23 protein-coding genes are annotated in these 23,569 nt (G+C 56.9%); 18 read left to right on the top strand and 5 right to left on the bottom strand.

Annotation, left to right across the window (positions count from 1 at the left end):
• The first annotated feature begins 2 nt into the window (after positions 1-2).
• From P9A16_RS27095 to P9A16_RS27065, 7 genes are all read left to right on the top strand, one after another.
• Positions 3-608, top strand: a complete 606-nt coding sequence (locus tag P9A16_RS27095) for a dTMP kinase (protein WP_278026096.1) — start codon at positions 3-5, stop codon at positions 606-608.
• 95 nt (positions 609-703) lie between these two features.
• On the top strand, positions 704-1,186 hold the full coding sequence (locus P9A16_RS27090) for a TIR domain-containing protein (RefSeq protein ID WP_278026095.1): 483 nt from the start codon (positions 704-706) through the stop codon (positions 1,184-1,186).
• Positions 1,183-1,803, top strand: a complete 621-nt coding sequence (locus P9A16_RS27085) for a hypothetical protein (RefSeq protein WP_278026094.1) — start codon at positions 1,183-1,185, stop codon at positions 1,801-1,803. Before P9A16_RS27090 ends, P9A16_RS27085 begins: the two co-directional genes overlap by 4 nt.
• 5 nt (positions 1,804-1,808) lie before the next feature.
• A complete protein-coding gene (locus P9A16_RS27080) occupies positions 1,809-2,948 on the top strand; it encodes a nucleoside triphosphate pyrophosphohydrolase family protein (protein WP_278026093.1) in 1,140 nt (379 codons plus the stop codon).
• Positions 2,945-3,616 carry a uracil-DNA glycosylase gene (locus tag P9A16_RS27075; RefSeq protein ID WP_278026092.1) on the top strand — a complete coding sequence of 224 codons (672 nt, stop codon included), beginning with the start codon at positions 2,945-2,947 and terminating at the stop codon, positions 3,614-3,616. Before P9A16_RS27080 ends, P9A16_RS27075 begins: the two co-directional genes overlap by 4 nt.
• A 205-nt stretch (positions 3,617-3,821) precedes the next feature.
• A complete protein-coding gene (locus P9A16_RS27070) occupies positions 3,822-5,012 on the top strand; it encodes a toll/interleukin-1 receptor domain-containing protein (protein ID WP_278026091.1) in 1,191 nt (396 codons plus the stop codon).
• On the top strand, positions 5,009-5,836 hold the full coding sequence (locus P9A16_RS27065; RefSeq protein WP_278026090.1) for a hypothetical protein: 828 nt from the start codon (positions 5,009-5,011) through the stop codon (positions 5,834-5,836). The genes P9A16_RS27070 and P9A16_RS27065 overlap by 4 nt, the downstream gene beginning before the upstream one ends.
• Positions 5,837-6,273: 437 nt before the next feature.
• Here P9A16_RS27065 and P9A16_RS27060 read toward each other — a convergent pair whose 3' ends face one another.
• Together P9A16_RS27060 and P9A16_RS27055 are read right to left on the bottom strand one after the other, a co-directional pair.
• Positions 6,274-7,320, bottom strand: a complete 1,047-nt coding sequence (locus P9A16_RS27060; RefSeq protein WP_278026089.1) for a hypothetical protein — start codon at positions 7,318-7,320, stop codon at positions 6,274-6,276.
• A 115-nt stretch (positions 7,321-7,435) separates the two neighbouring features.
• Positions 7,436-8,560: an RHE_PE00001 family protein gene (locus tag P9A16_RS27055; RefSeq protein WP_278026244.1), complete on the bottom strand. Its 1,125-nt coding sequence runs from the start codon at positions 8,558-8,560 to the stop codon at positions 7,436-7,438.
• Between the two features lie 112 nt (positions 8,561-8,672).
• Between P9A16_RS27055 and P9A16_RS27050 the strand changes: the two genes are divergently transcribed.
• Together P9A16_RS27050 and P9A16_RS27045 are read left to right on the top strand one after the other, a co-directional pair.
• Entirely contained in the window at positions 8,673-9,974 is a 1,302-nt protein-coding gene (locus P9A16_RS27050; RefSeq protein WP_278026088.1) for a DUF3800 domain-containing protein, read from the top strand.
• Complete coding sequence (locus P9A16_RS27045) at positions 9,974-11,107, top strand: tyrosine-type recombinase/integrase (RefSeq protein WP_278026087.1); 1,134 nt, start codon at positions 9,974-9,976, stop codon at positions 11,105-11,107. Before P9A16_RS27050 ends, P9A16_RS27045 begins: the two co-directional genes overlap by 1 nt.
• 1,077 nt (positions 11,108-12,184) lie before the next feature.
• Here P9A16_RS27045 and P9A16_RS27040 read toward each other — a convergent pair.
• A protein-coding gene (locus P9A16_RS27040; protein ID WP_278026086.1) for an IS5 family transposase occupies positions 12,185-12,945 on the bottom strand; the annotation gives its coding sequence in 2 pieces (ribosomal slippage) (positions 12,185-12,621 and positions 12,621-12,945; 762 coding nt in all).
• 445 nt (positions 12,946-13,390) lie between these two features.
• Here P9A16_RS27040 and repA point away from each other — a divergent pair.
• The 3 genes from repA to repC all read left to right on the top strand — a co-directional run bounded on the left by repA (position 13,391) and on the right by repC (position 17,113).
• A complete protein-coding gene (gene repA / locus P9A16_RS27035) occupies positions 13,391-14,593 on the top strand; it encodes a plasmid partitioning protein RepA (protein ID WP_278026085.1) in 1,203 nt (400 codons plus the stop codon).
• Positions 14,594-14,671: 78 nt separating this feature from the next.
• Entirely contained in the window at positions 14,672-15,664 is a 993-nt protein-coding gene (gene repB, locus P9A16_RS27030; protein WP_278026084.1) for a plasmid partitioning protein RepB, read from the top strand.
• 156 nt (positions 15,665-15,820) lie between these two features.
• On the top strand, positions 15,821-17,113 hold the full coding sequence (gene repC / locus P9A16_RS27025) for a plasmid replication protein RepC (RefSeq protein ID WP_278026083.1): 1,293 nt from the start codon (positions 15,821-15,823) through the stop codon (positions 17,111-17,113).
• Here the strand turns inward: repC and P9A16_RS27020 are convergent.
• The gene (locus tag P9A16_RS27020; RefSeq protein ID WP_278026243.1) at positions 17,106-17,588 is read right to left on the bottom strand and encodes a ProQ/FINO family protein; all 483 of its coding nucleotides are present in this window, start codon (positions 17,586-17,588) and stop codon (positions 17,106-17,108) included. The genes repC and P9A16_RS27020 overlap by 8 nt on opposite strands.
• A 666-nt stretch (positions 17,589-18,254) precedes the next feature.
• On the opposite strand from P9A16_RS27020, the gene P9A16_RS27015 reads away from it, so the two are divergent.
• Entirely contained in the window at positions 18,255-18,503 is a 249-nt protein-coding gene (locus P9A16_RS27015; protein WP_278026082.1) for a hypothetical protein, read from the top strand.
• Positions 18,504-18,915: 412 nt separating this feature from the next.
• Here the strand turns inward: P9A16_RS27015 and P9A16_RS27010 are convergent, their stop codons facing one another.
• On the bottom strand, positions 18,916-19,269 hold the full coding sequence (locus P9A16_RS27010) for a MarR family transcriptional regulator (protein ID WP_069460909.1): 354 nt from the start codon (positions 19,267-19,269) through the stop codon (positions 18,916-18,918).
• 101 nt (positions 19,270-19,370) lie between these two features.
• On the opposite strand from P9A16_RS27010, the gene P9A16_RS27005 reads away from it, so the two are divergent.
• The 5 genes from P9A16_RS27005 to P9A16_RS26985 are packed head-to-tail and all read left to right on the top strand — an operon-like array spanning position 19,371 to position 23,569.
• Positions 19,371-19,910: a hypothetical protein gene (locus P9A16_RS27005; RefSeq protein ID WP_278026081.1), complete on the top strand. Its 540-nt coding sequence runs from the start codon at positions 19,371-19,373 to the stop codon at positions 19,908-19,910.
• 2 nt (positions 19,911-19,912) lie between these two features.
• Positions 19,913-20,572, top strand: a complete 660-nt coding sequence (locus P9A16_RS27000; RefSeq protein WP_278026080.1) for a lytic transglycosylase domain-containing protein — start codon at positions 19,913-19,915, stop codon at positions 20,570-20,572.
• A complete protein-coding gene (locus tag P9A16_RS26995) occupies positions 20,569-20,868 on the top strand; it encodes a TrbC/VirB2 family protein (RefSeq protein ID WP_278026079.1) in 300 nt (99 codons plus the stop codon). The genes P9A16_RS27000 and P9A16_RS26995 overlap by 4 nt, the downstream gene beginning before the upstream one ends.
• A 3-nt stretch (positions 20,869-20,871) precedes the next feature.
• Positions 20,872-21,210 carry a type IV secretion system protein VirB3 gene (locus P9A16_RS26990; protein WP_278026078.1) on the top strand — a complete coding sequence of 113 codons (339 nt, stop codon included), beginning with the start codon at positions 20,872-20,874 and terminating at the stop codon, positions 21,208-21,210.
• Entirely contained in the window at positions 21,203-23,569 is a 2,367-nt protein-coding gene (locus P9A16_RS26985; protein WP_278026077.1) for a VirB4 family type IV secretion/conjugal transfer ATPase, read from the top strand. The genes P9A16_RS26990 and P9A16_RS26985 overlap by 8 nt, the downstream gene beginning before the upstream one ends.

Genomic DNA, 23,569 nt, shown 5'->3' with positions numbered 1-23,569 from the left:
TCATGGCGGGAAATTTGTTCATATTCGAAGGACCCGATGGCGTCGGCAAAACCACCATTGTCGAGGAACTAAAGCAGAAATTGCCGCCGTCCGCCTTTGAGTTTCTGAGTTTCCCTGGTCGCGAGGAAGGAACCCTTGGTCGCGCCATTTATCGAATCCATCACGAGCCCGAAGAGTTCGGCATTAAGGTGATGTCGGAGCTCGCTCGCCAGGCGCTTCACATTGCTGCACATATCGATGTGATCGAGACACGCATCGCGCCATGGCTCGCAGAGGGTAAAAATGTCGTCCTCGACCGCTTCTGGTGGTCGACCTTGGTCTATGGAAGCGTTGGTGGCGGAAAGCAGAAAGCTTTGCAGGAACTGGTTGCTGCAGAAAAAACAGTCTGGGGCGAAATCAAGCCAACAGCGGCATTTCTGATCGACCGTGATAGCCCGATAAATCGACGGGAAGACCTGACCTTCTGGCATCAGCTTCGTGATAGCTACGCCCACCTAGCGGCCCAGCAAGGCGGCGAATATCCAGTTATTACTGTGAGAAATATCGGTTCAATAGCAGAGGCAGTCGATGGCGTTACGGCCAAGATTGCTGAGGCGTTATATAAGTAACCAAATGCGAAAACAAATATGTCGAAGTAACACTTATGTCGATCCCAACCTCTTCAATTGTACCAACGTAACCGCAAATCCACGTGAGGCGTGAAATGACCGGTTTCATCAAGAATGTTTTCATAAGTCACATCCACGAAGACGACCATGGTCTCGCAAAGCTGAAGAAAATTCTCAGCGCTCACAACCTCGATGTTCGAGACTCTTCTATTAATTCTAGCAATCCCAACAACGCTACGAGCCCCGAATATATCAAAAGCTCAATCCTGGCGCCCCAGATCCAGTGGGCTAGCACGTTGATTGTCTATGTCACGGCCGACACTCGCCACAGCGAATGGGTGAATTGGGAAATCGAATACGCGGCGAAACAGGGCAAGCGGATCGTCGGCGTTTGGGCTGAAGGAGAGCAAGGCTGTGAGCTTCCGGATGCCCTCAAGGAGTATCACGACGCTATGGTGGGCTGGCACGGAAACTCCATTGTCGAAGCCATTGTCGAGGACCAGGACAAAACAGAACTGCCGAACGGCGACGCTGCCCCGATCCTACCGATCAAGCGTCATCCTTGCGGTGTAAAATGAGCATTTACTCTTACGTCGTCAGATACGATAGCGGTTTTGCGCCGAATCCGTTTTACGGTGTCTGCACTCTCGCCACATGCATGTTCCTTATACGAAGGCACGCCGAAATCGGAGACTGGGTGGTCGGTTGCGGAAGTGCAGATCGCGCCGTTGGACGTGGTGGCCACATCGTCCACGCGATGAGAGTCACCGATGCCATGACCTTCGGGCAATACAACACCGACCCTCGTTTCGAAATGAAAAAGCCCATTCGGAACGGCAGCCGCAAGCAGAGTGCTGGCGACAATATTTATTTTCCAGCCGGCGGTGGTTGGGGGCAGCGTGATTCCTTTCACAGCAAACCGGATGGCAGCCCGAACTCCGAGCATGTCGATAACGATACGCAGGTGGACCGTGTCCTGTTGAGTGCCGATTTCGTCTATTTCGGCGGCGAAGGTCCCAAGTTTCCCAATGACCTCCAAGACAAATACGGCAGGCATATTTGTAAGGTGGGTATTGGCCGGTCGAAATTTACTGATGTCGACATGGAGAACAAGCTTGTCGCTTGGCTAGATTCGATTGGCCCCAGAGGCCTCCAGGGGTCGCCGTTCGAGTGGCTAAGCTTGCGAAAAGGCTGAATTCGATGGTTGATGCATCTCTCGGGTTGAACGAGTATCAAAAACTTGCATCTCGCAGTGATAGGACTCGTAACAAAGGAAACGGGTTTGACCTTCCTGTTCTCGGTCTCGTCGGCGAAGTCGGCAGCCTCCTCAGTGAGGTGAAGAAGCGCCAGCGCGATAAGGCCGCGATAATCGGCTACGAACAAACAGTTCTCGAAGAGCTGGGGGACACTCTTTGGTATCTGGCAATTATCGCGGATCATGCCGACATCGAACTGGCGACCTTGGCGAGTGACGTATCCGCCTCAGATTTGGCCTTCTCCGCCCTGCAGCCGCAGCATTCCCTCCCCCTCAATACACCAAGCGCACAGTTCGAAAAAACGCTTCTTCGCCTGACAGCTGCGACCGGCGAGCTTGCTGCCACCGTCGACGGGTCTCACGGCGACAAGGCCCTTCTGAAAACACGCTTGGCCAGCGTTTTCCGACACCTTGTCCAGGCGGCGAACGAAGCAGAGGTTCTCCTTGAAGACGCCGCGCGCTTCAACATCGAGAAAACAGAGGATCGGTGGCCGCAGGATCGCGTCTATCCTGGACTTTTCGACAGCACCTTCCCTGGCGACGAACAGCTGCCACGAACCTTAGAAATCGACATCTACGAGCGCGAGGCCAGTAACGGCAAAAGCTACGTATTGCAGAGCTGCAGAGGCCTGTTCATCGGCGATCGCCTGACCGACAACATCATGGAGCCGGACGACTACAGGTTCCACGACGTCTTCCATTACGCCTACGCCGCTGTTCTCGGCTGGTCGCCGGTCACCCGCGCCCTGTTGAAACGGAAACGGAAGAGCAAGGTTCGCGTCGACGAAGGAGAAGATGGTGCGCGTGCGGTGCTGATCGAAGAAGGTGTCGCAACGTACGTTTTTGGAATCGCAAAAGATTTCAACTTTTTTGCCGACCAGAAACCCGGCGACCTCAGCCTCACCCTACTGAAGAACGTTCGCCAATTCGTCCGCGGATACGAAGTCCACACCTCGCCTCTTTGGCTTTGGGAAGATGCGATCCTACAGGGGAACCATGCGTTCCGATATCTGAGAGAAAAACGTCGCGGCCGGATCAAGCTTGATGTAGAGAGACGGTCGCTGTCGATAGAGGAGCTTCCATGATGAACACCGCTCAGTTCGTTGAGACGCTGGCCGACCTTTCATTTAGGGATGCTTTCAACCCCTACTCCGACGCCTGCGACGATTTCGACCAACACGATGCTCCAGCCATTCGCCGAAAAAACCTGAAGCTTGTTCTCGACGCGGCAATTGAGCGGAAAGTCGATTCTATCTGGATTGCCCGAGATCTCGGCTATCGCGGTGGTCGACGCACCGGTCTTGCATTGACCGACGAAGCCCATCTCACTGACCATTCTGTGCTTTACGGTGACCTGCCTCTCGTTCGTGCGACCAAGGGCCCGGCGTTGACTGAGCGAACCGCGAGCATAATCTGGCAGACCCTGAACCGGATTCAACGTCCGGTCTTCCTTTGGAACGTGTTTCCGCTTCATCCACATGAACGCGGCGACCCACAGTCAAATCGCTGCCATACACGCACCGAACGCAACGCCTGCCGCCCTCTGCTCAGCTGGCTGCTCGACGTGCTTGATCCCCGCATCGTGGTCGCAATCGGACGAGATGCCCAGCTTGCGCTTGCCGATCTTGGAATCGAAGCGATGCAGGTTCGTCATCCGAGCTATGGCGGTCAGAGCGACTTCATTTCCGGCATCGAAGGATTGTACGGATTGCCGCCCATCACCGGCTCTCCTAAGCAACTGGCAATGTTCTGAACAGAGCCAACAGCTGCTGTCTGATGCGCGAAGCTCCTCAATGAGAACGCGATCACATCGCGCGAGCACCTATTCCGCTGCCCATCACCGAGACGCCATACTAGTTATGCTTACTCGCCTTGGTTGGAAGGCAGTCAACTTCGGGCTATAGTCCTTCGTCACACGGCTCTTTACAGTGGCGTATAGAGCGATAGCGAGGAATCGCATGATTGATACGGCTCGCCCGTTTATCGTGATTTATGTCGTTTGGCATCCGAGCTTCGCCGTGGGCCACACGGTGGCAAAGGCCCTTTTCGAGCATTTCCGAAGGGAAAGTTATGAAAAGATCACAGGCGGCACCGGCATCAGTGTCGTGTATCGCTATGCGCTCGCTGATGGAACGGACGAACCACTTCCCATCGATTTCGCGGACGCCGAGACCTCCGCTATTATAGTCCTTGCGGATCAGAATTTCGCTCGGGATCCGGTCTGGATGGATTTCCTTCAAAGGATTTCAGATCAAACTACGGCCGCTGGACTATCGACAGTTCTTTTTCCCGTAGCAATGGACCCTGGTATCATCAATCAAATAAAAAAAGCCGAGCAAGCACTTCATTGGTCGGATTGGAAAGGAAGTATCGAAGACAAGGTCTTCAAACTGATCGGGCTGCTGACCTTCCAGTTCTGCCGAATGCTTCGCCACTACCTTGAACACCTCAGGCGGCCGGATGAAACCCGGCAAGCTCTTCTGGGCTTCTTGAAGAAGGTTGATATATTTCTAAGTCATTCGAAGCACGACAAGAATGATGCCGGTGAGCAAGTCGCGAAGGCGATCCGAAAGAAGCTGACAGAACGTGACGGGCTCGGAAGCTTCTTCGACGTCTACGACATTCCGCCCGGATTGAAGTTCCACGATGTCCTACTCGCGCAGATCGAAATAAGTGCGGTCATCGCCGTGCACACCGACTCCTTTTCGTCGAGAGAATGGTGTCGTCGTGAGATCATCGAAGCAAAACGTCACAACAGACCGCTTGTGATCGCGAACTGCATCGCTGATAGGGACGAGCGCGGCTTTCCTTATCTTGGAAACGTACCGATCATTCGACTAGAAAACAAAAAGGCAAGCCGGATAGAGGCAGTGATCAACGCGTTGCTGGACGAAGTTCTGAAAGACTTTTTGTGGCAGTGCAGAGTCGAACTGATGCGTCCTAAAGCGAAAAATGGCGTCACCTTCCTGCCGCGGCCTCCTGAATTGATCTCTTTGGCTAGTCTTGTTCCAGCGACTGAAGGACAGGACGTTGTCATCGTTTACCCTGATCCTCCGATTGGCGCCGAGGAAGAACGACTATTCCACAAAATCGCGCCGAACCTGCAGCTTCGAAGCGCCACTGAATGGCTAGCAGGAGCGATTCGATGACCTATGCCGACGTCCTAGAAAACAAGTCGATAGCGGTCTCTACCTCGCACAGTCCCGACATGAAGGGGTTGGGACTGCATGAAGAGCATCTGCGGGATGCGATGACTGAAATTGCTCGGCATACGCTCGCCCTTGGTGCAAAACTTGTTTACGGCGGCGATCTTCGCAAAGACGGCTTTAGCACCTTGTTATTTGAACTCGCGGCCCGATATCGGCGAGATTCGAAAGTTAGCCGCAAACTCGGCGTCACAAATTACCTTGCTTGGCCCGTCCACATCCGAGAAACGCCCGAACACTTGCTCCAAGTTGCAGCCGACCTCGAAGGAACGGCTGAGCTTCGTCTTCTCGATATCAATGGCAAAGATATTGGGTTGGCAGGGCGTCGTGATGTTCCAACACGTCAGCCCTCCGAGTCAGAATGGACAAAGGGGCTTTCTGCAATGCGTCTGACGATGCGCCAGACAACCCACGCTAGAATAATCCTCGGAGGTGTGGTCGATAAGTTCATGGGCTCGATGCCGGGTATTGCGGAGGAAGCGCTTTATTCGCTCCAGGGAAAACAACCTATTTATATAGTGGGTGGATTTGGCGGCTGTGCCCGCGATGTGGCGGAAGCGATCGGGGTCCTAGAGCCGATACGTGTCCGAGATTGGCGCGGCCGTGATCGGTTTCAGAAGTTCAGAGGCAAAAGCCTCCGAAACGGTTTGTCGGCAGAAGAAAATAGGATACTGGCGAGCACTCCGCATGTGGAACAGGCGATAGTGCTAATTCTAAGAGGTCTTACGAGGGCCAAATTCCATTCAGAAGTCGATCAAGACCGGTGAAGACGATCACTAGGCGGCCTAGTTAGATCACATTGAGTGAGACCTTCGAAGTTCGTTGCTGTGGGAAGCACCTCTCCCCTTCCCAGATCTGGGAACCGCTGCGATCAATCCATGTGCTCCTAAAACACAGCTTCGTATGGGCTTGATTCAGATAGATGTGCCTACACCACGGGGTCCGCCCCTACGGGGCCCATGTGTCAGTCTGTTGATTTCCACGCGGAACTGAGCCGCGTTTTCCACCCAGAGTTGGTTATGGAATCACGTTTTGGTCAAAGCTCTCAACCGGCGCGGAATGTTGACCCCTTATCGGCGTCCAATCTTCCTCGCCGAAACACATACCACGTCGACCTCCAGAGCTTCTTCTATTCCGTCCCGCACGGCCTCATCCGTCAGCAAGTCGATATCCGGGCGACCAACCCTCCCAATCATGGTACGTTCTATGGTTTCTGCGTCGGAGAAACGATTAGTTGTGAGACTAATACTCCGACGGCGACAAAAGCCTGTTCCTCGGTGCTCCAAGAAGAAACCGCCTGGTTGCCAAGCGTGACACGATTGGTAGGCGAGATTGCGATGAGCCGTTTGGCGTTATCGATTTCGAGCTTTTGCCAGTTCCACGCGATCTGCACGCCGTCCACCAACATGACCTCGCCTGACCAGTTGAGTTCCTCTGCATCCTCATATTCTTCAGGAATTGCGGCGGCCTCCATTTGGGCCTCGAAAACTACAGTTACCGGGCAAGATCTAACGGCACTGATGATGAATTTTGCGAGTTCTTGTTTGTTCACTACCGCTTGGCCTTGCAGAGCTAATACTTTGTCATCAAACCATACTGAAAATCCAAGGGACCGAAGATAATCCACTAGCCGCGCAGCCGCCAAAGCATTCCGTCGCCGTTTGTAGCTTACAAAGACCTGAAAATCCTCAATGACTTTGCCGACAACAGGTTTAGGCTTCGGCAGCAAGCGAAAAACATACGTGATTTCACGCCATAGTTGCTGATCGTCACCTTCCCACCTAATTCCGTCGAATTTCCCGGAAAGACCGTCAATGACGTCAAATTGCGCCTTCGACCATAACGGTTGGAGCGGCTCGTTTTGGCTGATTTCCCTATCGATCAGCCGCTGGACGTCTTCGGTCCTGCGGATCCAGCTACGGGCAGTGTCGACTTCAGATCCGGACAAACCATCAGCTACTCGGTTAAGAACACCTTCGACGGTACTATCCGGCTCAAAATCGATGTCGTACTGGACGAAAACGGAATTGATGCATTCCGCGAGCGCAATAACATCGTTTAAAAAGAGCCGGAACCGCGGCCAGATTTCTTCATCGTCGAGCGAGCCTCTGGAGCAATCGTCTTCTTGAAGATCTTCGAACTTATTGAGCAGCCAATCAATTTCATCGTTGTTGAAGCGCCCTCGGAACTCGCCCATATTATTAATGGTCCGTACTGCGCTCCACTTCTTGAACTCGAACCCAGCAGCCATTGTCCAGATCCCTCTCAATGATGATAATCCGTGGCTATTTATACCATGATAACCCGGAAGGTTGCTTAAGGGGTCAGAAAAACTCATAAAAACAGGCTTAGAAACACATAGCTGGCTACACGATTCCCCACGCCCGAAACCTCCCCCTCCCCGTCATCTCTCTGAGGCCGAGCTCCAAAACGATCCGCCGCGCAGCCTGCGGCGTGACCTCGAGCGTTTTGGCCACCATTTTTGATGACACCAGTGGCTTTGCCATGACGAGCTCGATCAGCTCAGGCAATTTGGACGAAGTCCGTCGCCCCTCCAGCTTCCGCTCCATGAGCGTGCGCGCCAAAACCAGCCGGTCATGTTCTTTCATGCCGATTTCAGCGGCCGCGATCAGGCCGTGGGCGATGGCGAGCAGCCGGGTTTCGCGATCGCGATGTCGGCGCCGGTCGACGGGAATGGTTTTCAGGCCGAGATTGATCGCCGCTAAGTGAGCGCCGCTTGTGATGCCGGCCTGGCGCAGGATGGACCCACAAAACAGCCGGCCGAGCCAAGGGGCGTGCTGCAGGACAGACAATTCGTTCCAGGCATCGAGAGCGATGACGGCCCGCACCACGACCGGCAGGTTTTCGGCCTGGCGCAGCACGCCGCGCCATTCGTCGAGCCGGGCATCCTCGTCCCAGTCGAGATCATAGACCAGCGGATCGGCCGGAGCCCGGCCGGGCTTTTTGGCTCGTTCCATCGCGGCGTCAGAGCGCGCGAGGATCGCATCGATCGCGGCATAGTCGACGCCGGGCAGATTCTCCGCGTCATCACCGTCGTCCCCCTCCCCTTCCCCGACCGGATCCGCCTGCACCACGCCGCTTTCTTTCTCGACCTCGCCGCCCAAAGATGCTCCAGGCCACGCCTGGCGCAGCGAACGGATACCGTCGGCGGACAGCGCCCAATCCGGCGACTGAGCAGCAATGCGCCGGCGGGTGCGCAGCACGTCGCGGGCGATTGTCAGCTCGTGGGTGGGCGTGCGGGTGTCTCGGAAAGCGTCATGGAGGACGAGATCTTCGAGATGGACCAGTTCGCCGTCGATCCAGAGGGACGCACACGCATCGGCGAAATGCATGCGCTCGGTCCAGCCTGTTCCGACCGGCGAGCGGGCGATCCGCTCGTCGAGACGGGTCAGCGCGATGCCGGCGTCGAACGCCGGCCGCATCAGGGCGTTCATGCTGATTTTCGCGAGATCGTAAGCCATTGATTTTATGGTAAACGATTTCCTAAACGAACGCCATATCGACGTTACTGTTCCTCACATCCGATAAAAGAGCCCGCGGTGGCTCACCGCCGATAAGTAACCCTTATCGGAGGTGATTGATTTGGCCGCGCAAATCAGCCAATCTCGTGAATCCTGGACCGCAGAACCGCGAGGAATCACCGGGATTTGGCGGCATTTTGCTGACTTGGATCGGTGGACTCGTCTGCCCAGATCGTGGATGGCAGCGGAACGGAGCAGCATGGCAGACAGGACCGAAAACAATCCTCGGCTGATATCCTGTGACGAGGCCGGCTATACCGGCCCGAAGCTGTTGGACGACAACCAGCCATATTTCGCCTATGCGGCCGTCGACCTGACGGCCGACGAAGCCGCCGCGATCGTCGCTGCGGCGCGCGGCAAATTCCGCGTCCAGGCGCCCGAGCTGAAATCCGGCCTGCTGCGCAAACGCGACAACTGGCCGGAAATCGCGCTCGACATCCTTGAACCGATCAAGGGGCGGGCGATGGTCATCGCGGCCGACAAGCGGCTCAATCTCGCCGGCAAGACCTTCGAATATATCTTCGAGCCCGTGCTCGAGAGGATGAACGGCTTGTTTTACCATTATGATCTGCATCGCTTCGTCATGAACGGCCTGCACCGCATCCTGTTCGTCACGGGTGCGCCGACGCCGAAGCTGGCTGAGGAACTGCAGAGTTTCATGAAGTCCTTCGATCCGGCCGACGCGCCGACGGTGTTTGCCGCCGCCGAGAGTAGCGCCGAGACACACGAGATCCTCGACTGCGTCCTGCGGTTCGCCCGAGGCTACGCGGCAACGATCGCCGATCAAAGCAAGCACCTGCAGAAGGACGTCAATCCGACAGCCAAGTGGACCTTGGACCTGACCACGACCTGCCTGTTCAGTCTTCTCCTGCACGGCTGGGGCCACCACTATGACAGCCTCGATGTGCTGTGCGACGACTCCAAGCCGCTGCAGGCCATGGCGCATGCGTTCGACGGCTTCGTCGGCCGGTCCGACAGCGCCGAGCTGATCGGCGCCGGCGGCCATCGCGTCAAGATCAGGGCCAACCTCGCCAATCCGATCCGATTCGGCTCCTCCGCGGCAAATCCCGGCCTGCAGATCGCCGACATCGTCGCTGGCGCGACCACCGACCTGCTGCAGCATCAAACCGACGCTTCCTATCGGGAGCTCGCAAAGTGGATCCTGCCTCACATGCACCCGCACACCATGCTGCCGGACGATGACTTTATCGACCTGGCCCGCCCAAAGCCGCAGATGAACCTTGCGGCCCTGAAGGAACTGGCTCGCCGGGCCGATCATGGGGAAGATCCGATTGCCAGGATGGACGAATTTTACGAAAGCCAGTTGGCCGCCGAACGCAAGGCGAAGAGGTTTCCCTTCTGATGAGCGACGCGATCCATATCCGGGCCGAGCAGCTCGACACCATTGCCTCGGTGCTGCCGATCGAGCGGCGCGACAAGCTCGCTGAACTCCTGACCGACCAGGACGTCGAGACACTCAGGCACCTCGTCAACGAGGGCATGGGTGAGAACACACTGCGCGCCCTGACCTCCGATCTCGCCTATCTCGAGGCCTGGTCGCAGGCCGCGACCGGCGATCCCCTGCCTTGGCCGGCGCCGGAGGCGCTGCTGCTGAAATTCGTCGCCCATCATCTTTGGGATCCGCGACAGCGCGAGACTGACACAGATCATGGCATGCCGGCCGACGTCGACCAGTCCCTGAGGGACGCCGGCTTTCTGCGGTCGACCGGGCCCCACGCCCCCGACACCGTGCGCCGGCGGCTGGCCAGCTGGTCGACCCTGACAAAGTGGCGCGGCGCTCAGGGTTCCTTCGCCTCCCCTGCCCTGAAATCGGCGATCCGCCTTACCGTTCGCGCCGTGCCGCGGAAACGCCGCCGCAAGAGCGCCAAGGCCGTCACCGGCGACGTGCTGGCAAAGCTGCTTGCGACCTGCGACGATCACAATCTGCGCGACCTTCGCGATCGCGCGATCCTGATGGTGGCCTTTGCCTCGGGCGGCCGTCGCCGCAGCGAGGTCGCAGGACTTCGAAAAGAACAGCTAACGATCGAGGCGCCGGTGAAGGGTGAGGATGGAAGCCCCCTCCCCTCTATGTCGATCCACCTCGGCCGCACCAAGACCAGTGGTGCCGATCAGGACGAGATCGTCTATCTGACCGGCCGGCCCGTCGAGGCGTTGAAAGCCTGGCTCGCGGCCGCCAAGATCGACAACGGCAGTGTGTTCCGGGCGATCGACCGCTGGGGCAACGTCAGTCGTCGGCCGCTCGATCCGAAGGCGGTCAATGACATTCTCAAGCAACGCGTAGCAATGGCTGGGTTGGATCCTGGGGAGTTTTCGGCGCACGGATTGCGATCCGGGTACCTCACGGAGGCTGCGAACCGCGGAATCCCTCTCCCCGAGGCCATGGAGCAATCGCGTCATCGGTCAGTGCAGCAGGCAACCAGCTACTACAATGATGCGTCCCGGCGTAGTGGCCGGGCCGCTCAACTCCTCAAGTAGACCCCGCCCCAAATCGGCGGTTCAGCATATCATCAAGCGCTGTGCACAATGTTCGGATTTGTGAGCATCGTGGGCCTTCAGAGAAGGCCGCTTGCAAGGGTAGAATTGCGAGCGCCCATTACGCAGGGCAGCCGAGATTCCGTCATTGCCGATGCCGTTGGCCGTTCGCTGAGTTGTAGCGCTCTCTCTGGTGGATCGCCAAAGCGACTTCAATTTGCATAGAGCCCCGAGCATTAGCGCGGTCGCCTCCTCGCTTTAAAACAGGCAAACTCTGGCAGCACTGCCCTTTTTGCCACGGAAAGGAATGACAAAGAAGCCGGCACTTCCGATCACAAGAATATGAAGCATTGCAACGTTGGACATCGACCGCGATGGTTTCCTGTCCAAACATATGTCGCCTGCTCAAGGCGGCCATGGCGGCGACGTCCCTTCAAACACAGTCATTGGTGAGTTGGGGCCGGCAGATGCTTTTCACACAGCAACCGCCCCGCGCAGGAGCTCTCCACGTGGGCTCCTGGGACCTTTTTCGCCCGCGAGCGGTGGCTTAACCAAGCTGAGACGACCAGCGTCCCGCCTCTATCGCGTCTCGGTAAAATCTCGCGTCAACTTTCGAAGTGGTCCATCCTCGACTACTGCAAGCACGGAGCCAGAAACACACCCTCGCTGGAAGTTAGCGTCGGTTCGTAAGCGCTCATAGCAGTCCGCGATATGATCCTGTATTTGACGGGAGCGTCGCTCGCAGTGGCGTCCGTGCTCCGATCGCAGTTGACCGCGGCTAACCGTGAAGATGACCTCACAAATTGTCCCGCGCGCGCCCAGGATCAGGCTCTCCAGACGCTCTTTAAGGCTGGAATTGCGGTGGCGATAACGCCTGTGGCGCTCGCTATCGAACGCCGGCTTGAAACTTGTGTCGAAAGCGGTGCACGCCTTTGAGGTTACGTCACGATTGCCGACGTTGCTGTGCGACTCAGCCGCGGCATCAATTGTACTGAGCGCCGAGTTAGGCCTCGTCGACCAAGAGGCGGATGCGTCTAATACCATTGCCTCCTGACGTCTTCTAGGCTCAGGACTCGTTGATCAGAGCCAGAAGATAACGGTTGCAGCGAGAGCTATTGCGGAGAGGAAGGCCATAGGGCATCTGTCGTAGCGCGTAGCGACACGCCGCCAGTCTTTGAGACGCCCGAACATTATCTCGATCCGGTTGCGACGTTTGTAGCGGCGCTTGTCGTATTTGACGGTTTTGTTGCGGGATTTCCGACCCGGGATGCAGGGCGTGATCCCCTTCGCCTGTAAAGCTTCACGATACCAGTCGGCATCATAGCCACGGTCGGCCAGTAGCCATTTGGCCTTGGGAAGTTCATCAAGCAAGGCGGCAGCACCGGTGTAATCGCTGACCTGACCGGCCGTTATGAAGAAACTGATCGGGCGACCATTCACATCCGTTACGGCATGAAGCTTGGTGTTCATGCCGCCTTTCGTGCGCCCAATCAGGCGGCCCGAGCCCCCTTTTTTACCCGCAGGCTGGAAGCCGTGCGGTGGGCCTTGAGATAGGTCGCGTCGATCATGATGGTCTTGCGCTCTGCAGCCTCAGGCACAGCCAAGCCTTCCATCATCTGGAGAAAGATGCCCTTGTCACCCCAACGTTTCCAGCGGTTATAAAGCGTCTTGGAGGGGCCGTATTCCTTTGGTGCATCGCACCACCTGAGGCCGTTGCGGTTGACGAAAATGATGCCGCTCAGAACGCGTCGATCATCAACGCGCTGGCGACCATGGCTCTTGGGGAAATACGGCTGAAGCCGAGCCATTTGCTCGTCCGTCAGCCAAAACAAATTGCTCATCAGTCAGGCTCCTATACGCCCGTCTGAATCATGGCCGTCAATTCAAATCAATGGGTCCTGACCCTAGGGAAGCCTCCACACCTGGAACCTCTGGCAACCGACAGATCTGCCTTGGAAATTAAAGGGCTAGCGTTTCCAGGATATCGTGAGGGCAGGGGGACGATGGTTGAGACGTCCACAATTGAATTCAGCAACGAGCTGCGCCTTCCCTATTGCCCGCATTAGGCCGACCAGCAGAACCACTGCATTTGACAGCCGTGCAGAATCGCTATTTTCCGTTTGCTTCCAGTCAGATAGCCGTAGGTCCACGAGTGCAAGTTCGTAGAGATCACAGCGTTAAGATCTTGTTAACTAAAAACAGTTTGCCGAGATGGTAGAATCGCAGGTATTAATAACGCTTCTAAGCCTGCACGAGCAGGAAAAGCGTTATTCTGGATCCGGCTGGATGAACATGACCATCAATTTTGAGGCACTCGATTTCGGAAGCGAGATTCTCCAGCAAGGAGAACTGATATCCGATAATCTTAACATGCTTCGCCTCGAGCAGTACCCCCCAGACGCGCAGAAGGGGTTGAGGTCATTCTCGCTCGCAGAGGTTGCCGATTATCTCGGCGTCACACAAAACCACATCAAGAAACTTCACCTGGAAGGGAAGGGGCCTGTTCCGACGACTACGTCCTCTGGCCGGCGCACCTATTCGGCGGAACAGATGATGGAGCTCCGCGCCTTCCTCGACAAGAATGGCCGCAGCGATTTCAAGCGATACGTGCCCCATCGCCGGCCCGGAGAGCATTTGCAGGTTGTGTCCGTCGTCAACTTCAAAGGTGGCTCTGGCAAAACCACCACCACAGCACACCTCGCGCAGTTTTTGGCTCTGACGGGTCACCGAGTTCTGGCGATTGATCTAGACCCTCAGGCATCGCTAACCGCCCTACACGGCATCCAACCGGAACTCGACAAGAATCCATCGCTGTTTGAGGCTCTCCGATACGATGACGAGCGAAAATCAATCACCGAGGTCATTCAGCGAACGAATTTCCCCGGCCTCGATATCATACCAGCAAATCTGGAACTCCAAGAGTACGAGTATCAGACACCGCTTGCCGCATCGAACAAGTCGTCCCCAGACGGCCGGCTCTTCTTCACCCGCATTTCGAATGCATTAAAGGAAGTCGACGCTCGCTATGATGTGGTCGTAATTGATTGCCCACCGCAGCTGGGATACCTGACGCTTACGGCCCTAACCGCCTCGACCTCGGTGCTGATCACTGTCCATCCTCAAATGCTCGATATCATGTCGATGAGCCAGTTTCTGCTGATGCTAGGGGGGATACTGGATTCAATCAGAGGAGCCGGGGCAAAGGTGAAGCTGGACTGGTTCCGTTATCTTGTCACGCGATACGAGCCAACTGACGGTCCTCAAGCCCAAATGGTTGGCTTTATGCAGGCGATGTTCTCCAAACGCATGCTGCAGAACCACATGCTCAAATCCACGGCAATCAGCGATGCGGGAATAACCAAGCAGACCCTATATGAGGTCGAGAGAAATCAATTCATTAGAACGACCTATGACAGAGCTCTCGAGTGCCTGAACGCGGTGAATGGGGAAATCGCAAGTCTCATACACAAGTCTTGGGGCCGTAAATGAAACGAATTTTGACAGCCGTGCATCTCCGGAAAAAAATGCGCAAAGTCAGCCGCTTAGTCTTGAAGAAGAGGGCACAGCATGGCTAGGAAGCACTCGCTGGCGAACTTCGCTCATCCAACCGAAGACAGCATGCAGCGCAGTACCGAAGCGCGCTCGGAATATACGCGCCGAGGTGCGTCTCGCTCGATGATGCAGTCCCTCGACGAGATGGCGGAAAACTCTATCCGTTTGCTAGAAGGCGAAACGATTGTCTCGCTAGATCCCCACTCGCTCGACAGCTCATTTGTGTCCGACCGGATCGATGACGATGAAGACGAGTATATCCAGCTCCGAGAGGCTATTCGCCAATCCGGCCAGTCCACACCAATACTCGTGCGTCCACACCCCGAGATAACTGACCGTTACATGATCGTCTTCGGTCATCGCCGAGCTCGCGTCGCTCGTGAGCTGGGCATAACGGTGAGGGCAGTAGTCAAGCCTCTAGAAGATATAGCGCACGTTATAGCTCAGGGGCAGGAGAACAGCGCTAGATCTGACCTAACCTTTATCGAGAAGTCGCTATTTGCTCGTAGGCTTATTTCTAAAGGCATGAGCAAGGACGTCGTTAAGGCAGCGCTCACGGTCGATGACACTTTGCTGTCTCGAATGCTGTCAGTCGCGGAAACCGTCCCAGATCCAATCTTCGACGCGGTCGGAGCAGCGAAAGGCGTCGGGCGGGACCGCTGGGAAGAATTGAAGAAACTCGTCCAGATCGCCGACAAGAGAGAACGGGCAGTTCATTTCGTTGGTTCGGACACGTTCCAACAGGCCCCCGAAGAGGATCGCTTCAATCTACTCCTTGCCGACCTTAACAACGTCAAGAAGCCAAAGCGTATTGCCCCTTCGCCATCTGTTCGCGAATTCAATGTGGCTTCCAAATCCGTAGCGGTGAAAACACGTTCTTCCGGCAAGACGTTCACGATCGCGCTGACGTCTAAGGACGCATCAAATTTCGGAGCCTTCGTCTCCGATAACCTGGAAGCGCTTTACACCGCGTTTCTAGACCAACGGAATCAGGAACGAGGAGACTAGATCGCAAAAGAAAAAGGCCCCCAAACGACCGAAGTCGTGGAAGCCTCTCTCTGATTTGTCGCAGGATCGAGAATCGCATTTCCACGAATCACAGTCAAGAGTCTTTGGCATCGTTTAGGTGAGCGGATTTCTTTTGCCTTTTAAAAGGTGAAGGAAATGGAAAGTGGAAGTGTGACGACGCCCTTCGGGCGGCGGACGATGTCGCTTGGCCTGTTTGCCAGACAGGTGGCATCCCGCAAGATTGAACCTGGAAAATCCATCGATAAATGGAAACTGTATCGAGCGCTCTGCGAGGCGAAGCCTCTTCTCGGCGTGACGGACCGAGCGCTTGCGGTGCTCAACGCACTGCTCAGCTTCTATCCGCACAACGAACTGTCGGAAGAGCACGGTCTCGTCGTGTTCCCGTCGAATGCCCAACTATCGCTTCGCGCGCACGGCATGGCCGAGCAAACGATCCGGCGGCATGTGTCTCTCCTTGTCGGCGCAGGATTGCTCATCCGTAGGGACAGCCCTAACGGGAAGCGGTACGCACGCAAATCCAGATCCGGCGAAATCTACGTCGCCTATGGATTTTCCCTGGCGCCATTGCTGGCCAGATCCGTAGAGATCGAGCAGCTCGCCGCCAAGGTCGTTGCTGAACGGCTGCACCTCCAGCATCTACGCGAACGTTGGACCCTCTGCCGCCGAGATGTCGTCAAGCTGGTCGACACCGCGTTGCAGGAAAAGGCCGAAGGCGACTGGCCTGAGATTACCCTGGATCTCCAGGAACTGACAGCGAAGCTGCCCCGCGTCCCGACGATCGATCAACTGGAAACCGCGCTCCACGAACTGGAACTGCTTCGCGAGGATGTCGTCAAACAATTGGAATTGCAGCTAAAAAGTAAAAATGAGAGCGGCAATCCCTGTCAGAATGAGCGGCACATAAAGAATTCACACACCGAATCTCTTACTGAATCTGAACCGTGCTTGGAAAACGATAGGATGGCGACCACGCAAATCGTTCAATCGCCACCGCAATCCGTACCTCAGCGACGAGATAATCAGTCAAACCGGGAAAATTCAGTCTCGTCGGTGAGGGGAGGGGACCCCCAAACTGGCGAATTGAGATCCTTCCCGCTCGCCCTCGTGTTGCAGGCTTGCCCCCAGATATCTGACTACGCTCCCGGCGGCAGGATCGGGAATTGGCGCGATCTGATGTCGGCCTCAGTCGTCGTTCGGACCATGCTCCAGGTCAGCCCCTCAGCCTATCAGGAGGCCTGCCTGATCATGGGACCCGCAAATGCCGCCGCCGTCATGGCCTGCATTCTCGAGAAAGGAGAGAACATAAACTCAGCCGGCGGCTATCTGCGCGATCTCACCCGGCGGAGCGAGCGTGGTGAGTTCGGGCTAGGACCGATGCTTATGGCTCTGTTGCGCGCCAATGGACAGCAAGAGAGACTGGTCAGTTGAAGGGAGCGGACTTCGTTCCTTTGCCGCCCAGAAGGGACGCACGGATTCGCTGCGTCTTGTCAGGCTGAACTTGGCTTGGACCAGTCGTTTCAACTGACAGGTCTGTGTTTCCCTGTTTCCGGCAGAGTCCCAAGAAGCGCTGTTGGGCGAGCAATCTGTCTTCCGTTGAAACAGGTTCGACCCGGCAGCCGTTGATGTCGTGCCTGTACGCGTCGGGCTGAGCACTCGCAAAATAGTACCGTTTCGAGTGGACAAAAGCCGCAACAGCACGACGGAGCGTAGTAACGGTCACATCCGGTTTGAGTGCGGAGCGAAGCTCCTCAAACAGACCGCGGGCGAAAGGGCGGATCGCATCACCTGTCAAAGCGGGCAGAATGCCAGCTGGCTGTCTGAGCAGGTTGTTGATGGCAGCTGCCTTTTCAACATCTATGGGTATTGCCGCTACGGGGCCGCGGCTGACCGTCCATGACTTCATGTTCATCGTGCCTCTTTTGCAATCGGCAGGCAGGTAGGCGTCGATCGTAACAGACTCAAGACGGATACTTCGACAATCGAGCCGCAGCCCCGCCTTGGGAGCACTGCAGCACGGGAATAGCTGCATTGCACAAAATTTGGGTTCCTTATGCCGAATTTCTCGCCATACTGCACGTAGCTGAAGCACACGTGCGGTCTACTCCTCCCAGTACCGCTGCATCAGCTGTTCCCCTCTGGAGGTTATTGACCTTCACACTTCAAAGGGCCGCGGTTTCCGCTGGCCCTTTTTTTTTGCCGGCATGGACTTCCAGTCCAATGTCTGGAGGCAACCTAGCAGAGCACCTAAATACGGGCGATCTGCGGCTATCGGCGGTTCCGACCCAGCTCTGCGTTTGTGAAGTTTGCTGCAACCGAGGCACGCCGACGACGATCAGTGTCCAAAAGGTGAAGAAGGTGCCGCCGGCGACACCGCGATGAACAGAAGTTCGATGCTTCCCAGCTCCATGAGTGTCAGCCGCGCGCTCCGACGAGGCGCTCGCGAGCCTCATGTGTCATTTGTGTAGCGCGCCGTATTTTAGCCAACCCTCAGCCATGTAGAATTCTACAGTAGCCATCACAGATTCCGCGAGATCTAATCGGAGGACCGTAACCATCGATGGAGAGAGATATGTCGATCCCACTCATATCACCAGTATTCCTGCCGGAGGATCATCCCGACCTACTCGAAAACACGGATCTGCCGGCAAAGGTCATACGGAAGCTGCGCAACGCCTGCTTCACCCGGCTTAGCGATTTTGACAATTTGTCCGACATCGACTTGCTTCGCGAGCCAGGAATTGGTTTGCGTGACGTCCGGATCGTCCGGGACGCTCGCGCTCGGCAAAAACTCAGCAATGGTGACAACCCTATTGACTAGCCTCATCTTCGTGCATCGCTCACCCAGATCTAACCAATTTCCTCACTTCCAGGATGGTGGTCGTCCAAGAGCGGGGAATCGAAACTGTATCGGCAACGATAGAACAGCCATTTTCTCGTTGGCGGACTTTCCCCGGGTCGTCTCTTGCAAAGGTCCAGGCTAGGGTCAGAAAGCTACATGTGCCACGGCTTTCGCCGCGTCGTGGTGAGCACGGCAATCAGTTCGGGATGGGCAAGCTCGGTCTTGAAGTGCTCCTCGTTCGTTTAGTGAATAATTTGCGCCATCCTGCGACCGATTCTCCGGGAAGGACAGGCGTTGCCGGCAAGGGCAGCCTGGGTGTTTCGTTGCTTGGTTCAAAAATCGCCGTTTGTCATTTTGTTATTGGCGTTAAAGCGCCAGTATGCGGCCATGTTCAATCACCATCGGGTGCGCCAAGCTTTTCGAAGAGTGTCTTCGATATCTCGAACTGCCGCGCAATTCCGCGCCCCATGGAGTTCTTAATGATCGTCTCCGTCAGAAGACCCCTTTTTACAAGAAGATTGACGGTTTCCTTCGCGCCGCTGCGTGTCAGTTGCAAAAGCTCGGAAATATTGGTCAAGGTCAGCGGCTGATGGGCCTGGCTCATCGAATAAAGCACCGACATCATGCCGATTTCCTTGAGCCGCGCGGTCGGCGTTTCGTCCTCCAGCGGATGATCCAGGATCTCCTGTAGGACGAGTCCGTTGAACAAGGCGTTGTGCCAATGTGTCTTGATCGCTCTTGTCATGTTTTGTTTAGTGGTTTAAATGCGTCATTATAAGTTTTGCTGCATCGGGCACGATTCGCTTTATCGGCGATCGCAGCCTGTCGTCCTGGAAGGGCCTGTGCATGAAAAAACCTGTGCTCAATTTGCTGTTCCCCATTTGCTGCATAGTATCACTCTATCTTGCTTCCGCTAGTCATACGCGGGCCGACGATTGGGGATGCCAGGTAATTTTATGCCTTTCCAGTCCGGGCGGCCCCACGCAATTCGCCGAGTGCCGCCCGCCGGTCGAAAAGCTTTGGCGGCATCTCGCTCGGGGCCATTCCTTCCCGACCTGCAGCGGCGCCGGCTTCCACAGCTCAAAGCCCGGATATGAACCCTATTACTGCGACGACGGCTACAAGCTCGTCGGCCGCTATGAGCCGCGCGGCCAGGAAGCCACCTGTATTTCGAAGTCGCTCAGCGAAGTGAGCCGGACGCTATGCCGTTTCGATTCCGATCGAGACGGAAGCTCTACCGGCTCGATTCTTTCTCCGCGATGGGAGCGCGTGAACGGTCATTTCAAGTGCATGGCCTATTCCATCACGCGCCCGAATGTTCGATCGCAGCCGCGTTATGTCGATGTCACCATCGACGGCTCCGGCACCCATCGGGTCTGGTACTAACCATGGGGGCATTCGTCGATCTGGCCCAGACCTGCGCGCCGCTCGTGCAGGTCGAAACGCTCGCGGCCGTCGTCAGCCTCGAGAGCCGGTTTCAGCCCTACCATATCCGCCTCAGAAACGGTGACCCGCTGACAGTGCAGCCGACGTCGAAAGCCGAGGCGATCGAACTTGCGACGTCGCTGATGGCTGAGCACCAGCAGATTCAGCTCGGGCTTGGCGGCATTTCAACCGCCGAACTCCAGAAGCTCGGCCTCTCCGTCTTGGACGCCTTCGATCCTTGCCTCAACCTCAAGGCCACAGGCGCTCTGCTCGACGGCTATTACCGGCTCGCCGCCGGCGCCGGGGCTGAACCAGCAAGAGCGGAGGCAGTGATGCTGCAGTCCTATTATGGACGCGGCGATCCCTCGACTGACGCCATGGCCGGATATGATGTGCGGGTGCGCGAGGAAGCCAAGCGTCTGTTGCCGGAGCTGTCCTCACTGACCGTTTCGAGCGCACCCGAACCGGCGGATCTCGACCAACAGCGCGACGTCGAGGACGCGCAGAAGCAATCCGTACAATCGTCTCGAACCGCCGAAGCAATGCCGTGGGATGTGTTCAGCACCCGGCGGCAGTCTTCGGTCCTCGTTTTTCAAAACCGCCGACCGGAGCCAACCGAATGATTTCCAGAGACACTCTTCGTCCTTTCGCCGCATCGACCCTGATGGCCGTAGCCCTCGTCGCATTGCTAGTCGAGCCAGCCTTCGCGCAATCGGCCGGCATCGAGACCGTGCTCCAGAACATTGTCGACATGCTCACCGGCAATATCGCCAAGCTGCTCGCCGTCATCGCGGTGATCATCATCTGCATCGCCTGGATGTTCGGCTACATGGATCTGAGGCGGGCCGGCTTCTGGATCATCGGTATCGGCGGCATTTTTGGCGCCACCGAACTCGTCAACACCATCGTTGGAAGCTGACCCGTGGCGAGCGCCCCGACATTGGAAGAAGACACGCTGTTCTTGGCCTGCACCCGACCGGCCATGATTGCCGGCGTGACCATGGAGGCGATGGGTTTCAACATTATGCTGACGACCATCCTCTACATCACCGCGGGATCGATCGCCTATGCACTGGTCGGCGTCGTTTTTCATTTCATATTCCGGGCGCTGGTCAAACACGACCACAACATGTTCCGGCTAGTTGTCGCCTGGCTCGAAACCCGCGGCCGCTCGCGCAATGCCGCCTATTGGGGCGGCGCAAGCCTCTCTCCGTTGAGACTTCGCAGACGCTATGACGAGAGGGACCTGAGCCTTGCCTAGTCTTGTGACGCTTCGCGCCCGTGAACTCGGGCCGGAAACCTTCATTCCCTATGTCCGCCATGTGGACGAGACGACCCTCGCGCTCTCCTCGAGAGCGATGATGGTGATGCTGGTGCTCGAGGGTGTGTCCTTCGAAACGGCCGACATTCTCGATCTCAACGGGCTGCACCGCGATCTCAATACGCTTTACCGCAACATTGCCGACGAGCGGCTGGCGCTCTGGACGCATGTCATCCGTCGGCGCGACGACGCCTATCCCGATGGTGAATTCACAAATCCGTTTTCCGCGGAGCTCAACGCGAAATACCGCGAGCGCATGGTCCGGGAGGATCTGTTTCGCAATGACCTCTATGTCAGCCTGATCTGGCATCCCGATCGCGATCCGGCCGAAAAAGCCGCAAGCTTCGTAAAGCGATTGCGCAGCGCCCGCCGCAGGGGCGGGGAGGTGGACGAAACCGCGCTCAAACACCTTCGCGACAAAGTGACGGATGTGGTCGCCGGCCTCAAGCGCTTTGAGCCGAGATCCCTTGGCCTCTATGAGAAAGACGGCATCCTGTTTTCCGAACCGAGCGAAGTGCTGCACCAGCTTGTCGGCGGACGACGCGAGCCTGTCCCGCTGACCGAGGGCCAGATATCCTCGGCGATCTACTCCGACCGCGTGATCTTCGGCCGCGAAACCGCCGAGATCCGCCACGAGGCGATGAACCGCTATGCCGGCATGTTCGGCTTCAAGGAATATCCCGCTTCGACGCGTTCCGGCATGCTCGACGGCATCCTGACCGCGCCCTTCGAGCTCATCTTGACGCAGTCCTTCGCCTTCGCCTCAAAAGCCGACGCGCGCATGATCATGGGGCGCAAGCAAAACCAGATGGTCAGCGCCGGCGACAAGGCCGCCTCGCAGATCGGCGAGCTCAGTGAAGCGATGGATGATCTGGAATCCAACCGCTTCGTTCTTGGCGAGCACCATCTGACGCTGTCGGTCTTCGCGCCCTCGGTCAGGGAGCTGACCGACAATATGGCCAAGGCCCGCGCCCATCTGACCAATGGCGGCGCGGTGGTCGCCCGTGAGGATCTCGGACTGGAAGCGGCCTGGTGGGCGCAACTGCCGGGCAATACTCGCTTTCGGGCGCGCTCCGGCGCCATTACCTCGAAGAACTTCGCAGCTCTCTCGCCCTATCACTCCTACCCGACGGGACAGAAGGACGGCAATGAATGGGGTTCTGCCGTCGCCATGCTGAAGACCGCGTCGGGCTCGCCGTTTTACTTCAACTTCCATCATGGCGATCTCGGCAACACCTTCGTCTGCGGCCCATCGGGCGCCGGCAAGACCGTGCTTCTCAATTTCATGCTCTCGCAACTCGAAAAGCACGACCCGTATATGGTGTTTTTCGACAAGGATCGTGGCGCCGATCTTTTCGTTCGCGCCGCCGGCGGCAATTACCTGCCGCTCAGGAATGGCGTTCCCACCGGCTGCGCGCCCTTAAAGGCACTCGACCTCAACGCGGCCAATAAGGTGTTCCTGGCGCAATGGGTGGGTAAGCTTGTCGGGTCCGCGACGCGGGAGCTGACCGTCTCAGAACTGCGAGACATCGCCTCGGCCGTGGATGGTCTCGCCGACCTTCCCGTTGAGCGCCGCTCGATCGGCGCGCTTCGGACATTTCTCAACAATACCGATCCCGAGGGTATCGCGTCGCGGCTCAGGCGCTGGGAGAGGGGAGGGCCGCTCGGCTGGGTGTTCGACAATGAGCTCGACGACATTGGCATTGGCGCGAAGTTCATCGGCTACGACATGACCGATTTCCTCGACAACGAGGAGATCCGCATGCCTCTTATGGCCTATCTCTTCTACCGCATCGAGCAACTGATAGACGGTCGCCGCATCATCATCGTCATCGACGAGTTCTGGAAGGCGCTAAAGGACGAGGGTTTTCGCGAGCTCGCCCAGAACAAGCTCAAAACCATCCGCAAGCAGAACGGACTGATGCTGTTTGCCACTCAAAGCCCACGCGACGCGATCGCCTCGCCGATCGCGCATACGATCATTGAGCAGTGCCCGACACAGATTTTCCTTCCCAATCCGCGCGGCGACCAAGGCGACTATGTCGACGGCTTCAAGCTGACCGGGCGGGAATTCGAACTGGTTGCACGCGAACTCTCAGTCGAAAGCCGTCGCTTCATCGTCAAGCAGGGCCATAACAGCGTGGTTGCAGAGCTGAACCTCAATGGCTTTGACGACGAACTTGCGATCCTGTCGGGGCGAACCGCCAACGTGGAGCTTGCCGACGCCGTCCGCGCCGAGCTTGGCGACGACCACGGCGAATGGCTCGCCGTATTCCAGCAAAGAAGGAGAGCGCTCTAA

The organism is Shinella sp. 838 (assembly GCF_029623935.1).
GTDB lineage: Bacteria > Pseudomonadota > Alphaproteobacteria > Rhizobiales > Rhizobiaceae > Shinella.
The sequence above is the reverse complement of the archived record's forward strand: the minus strand, read 5'-3'. Positions and strand labels throughout refer to the sequence as shown.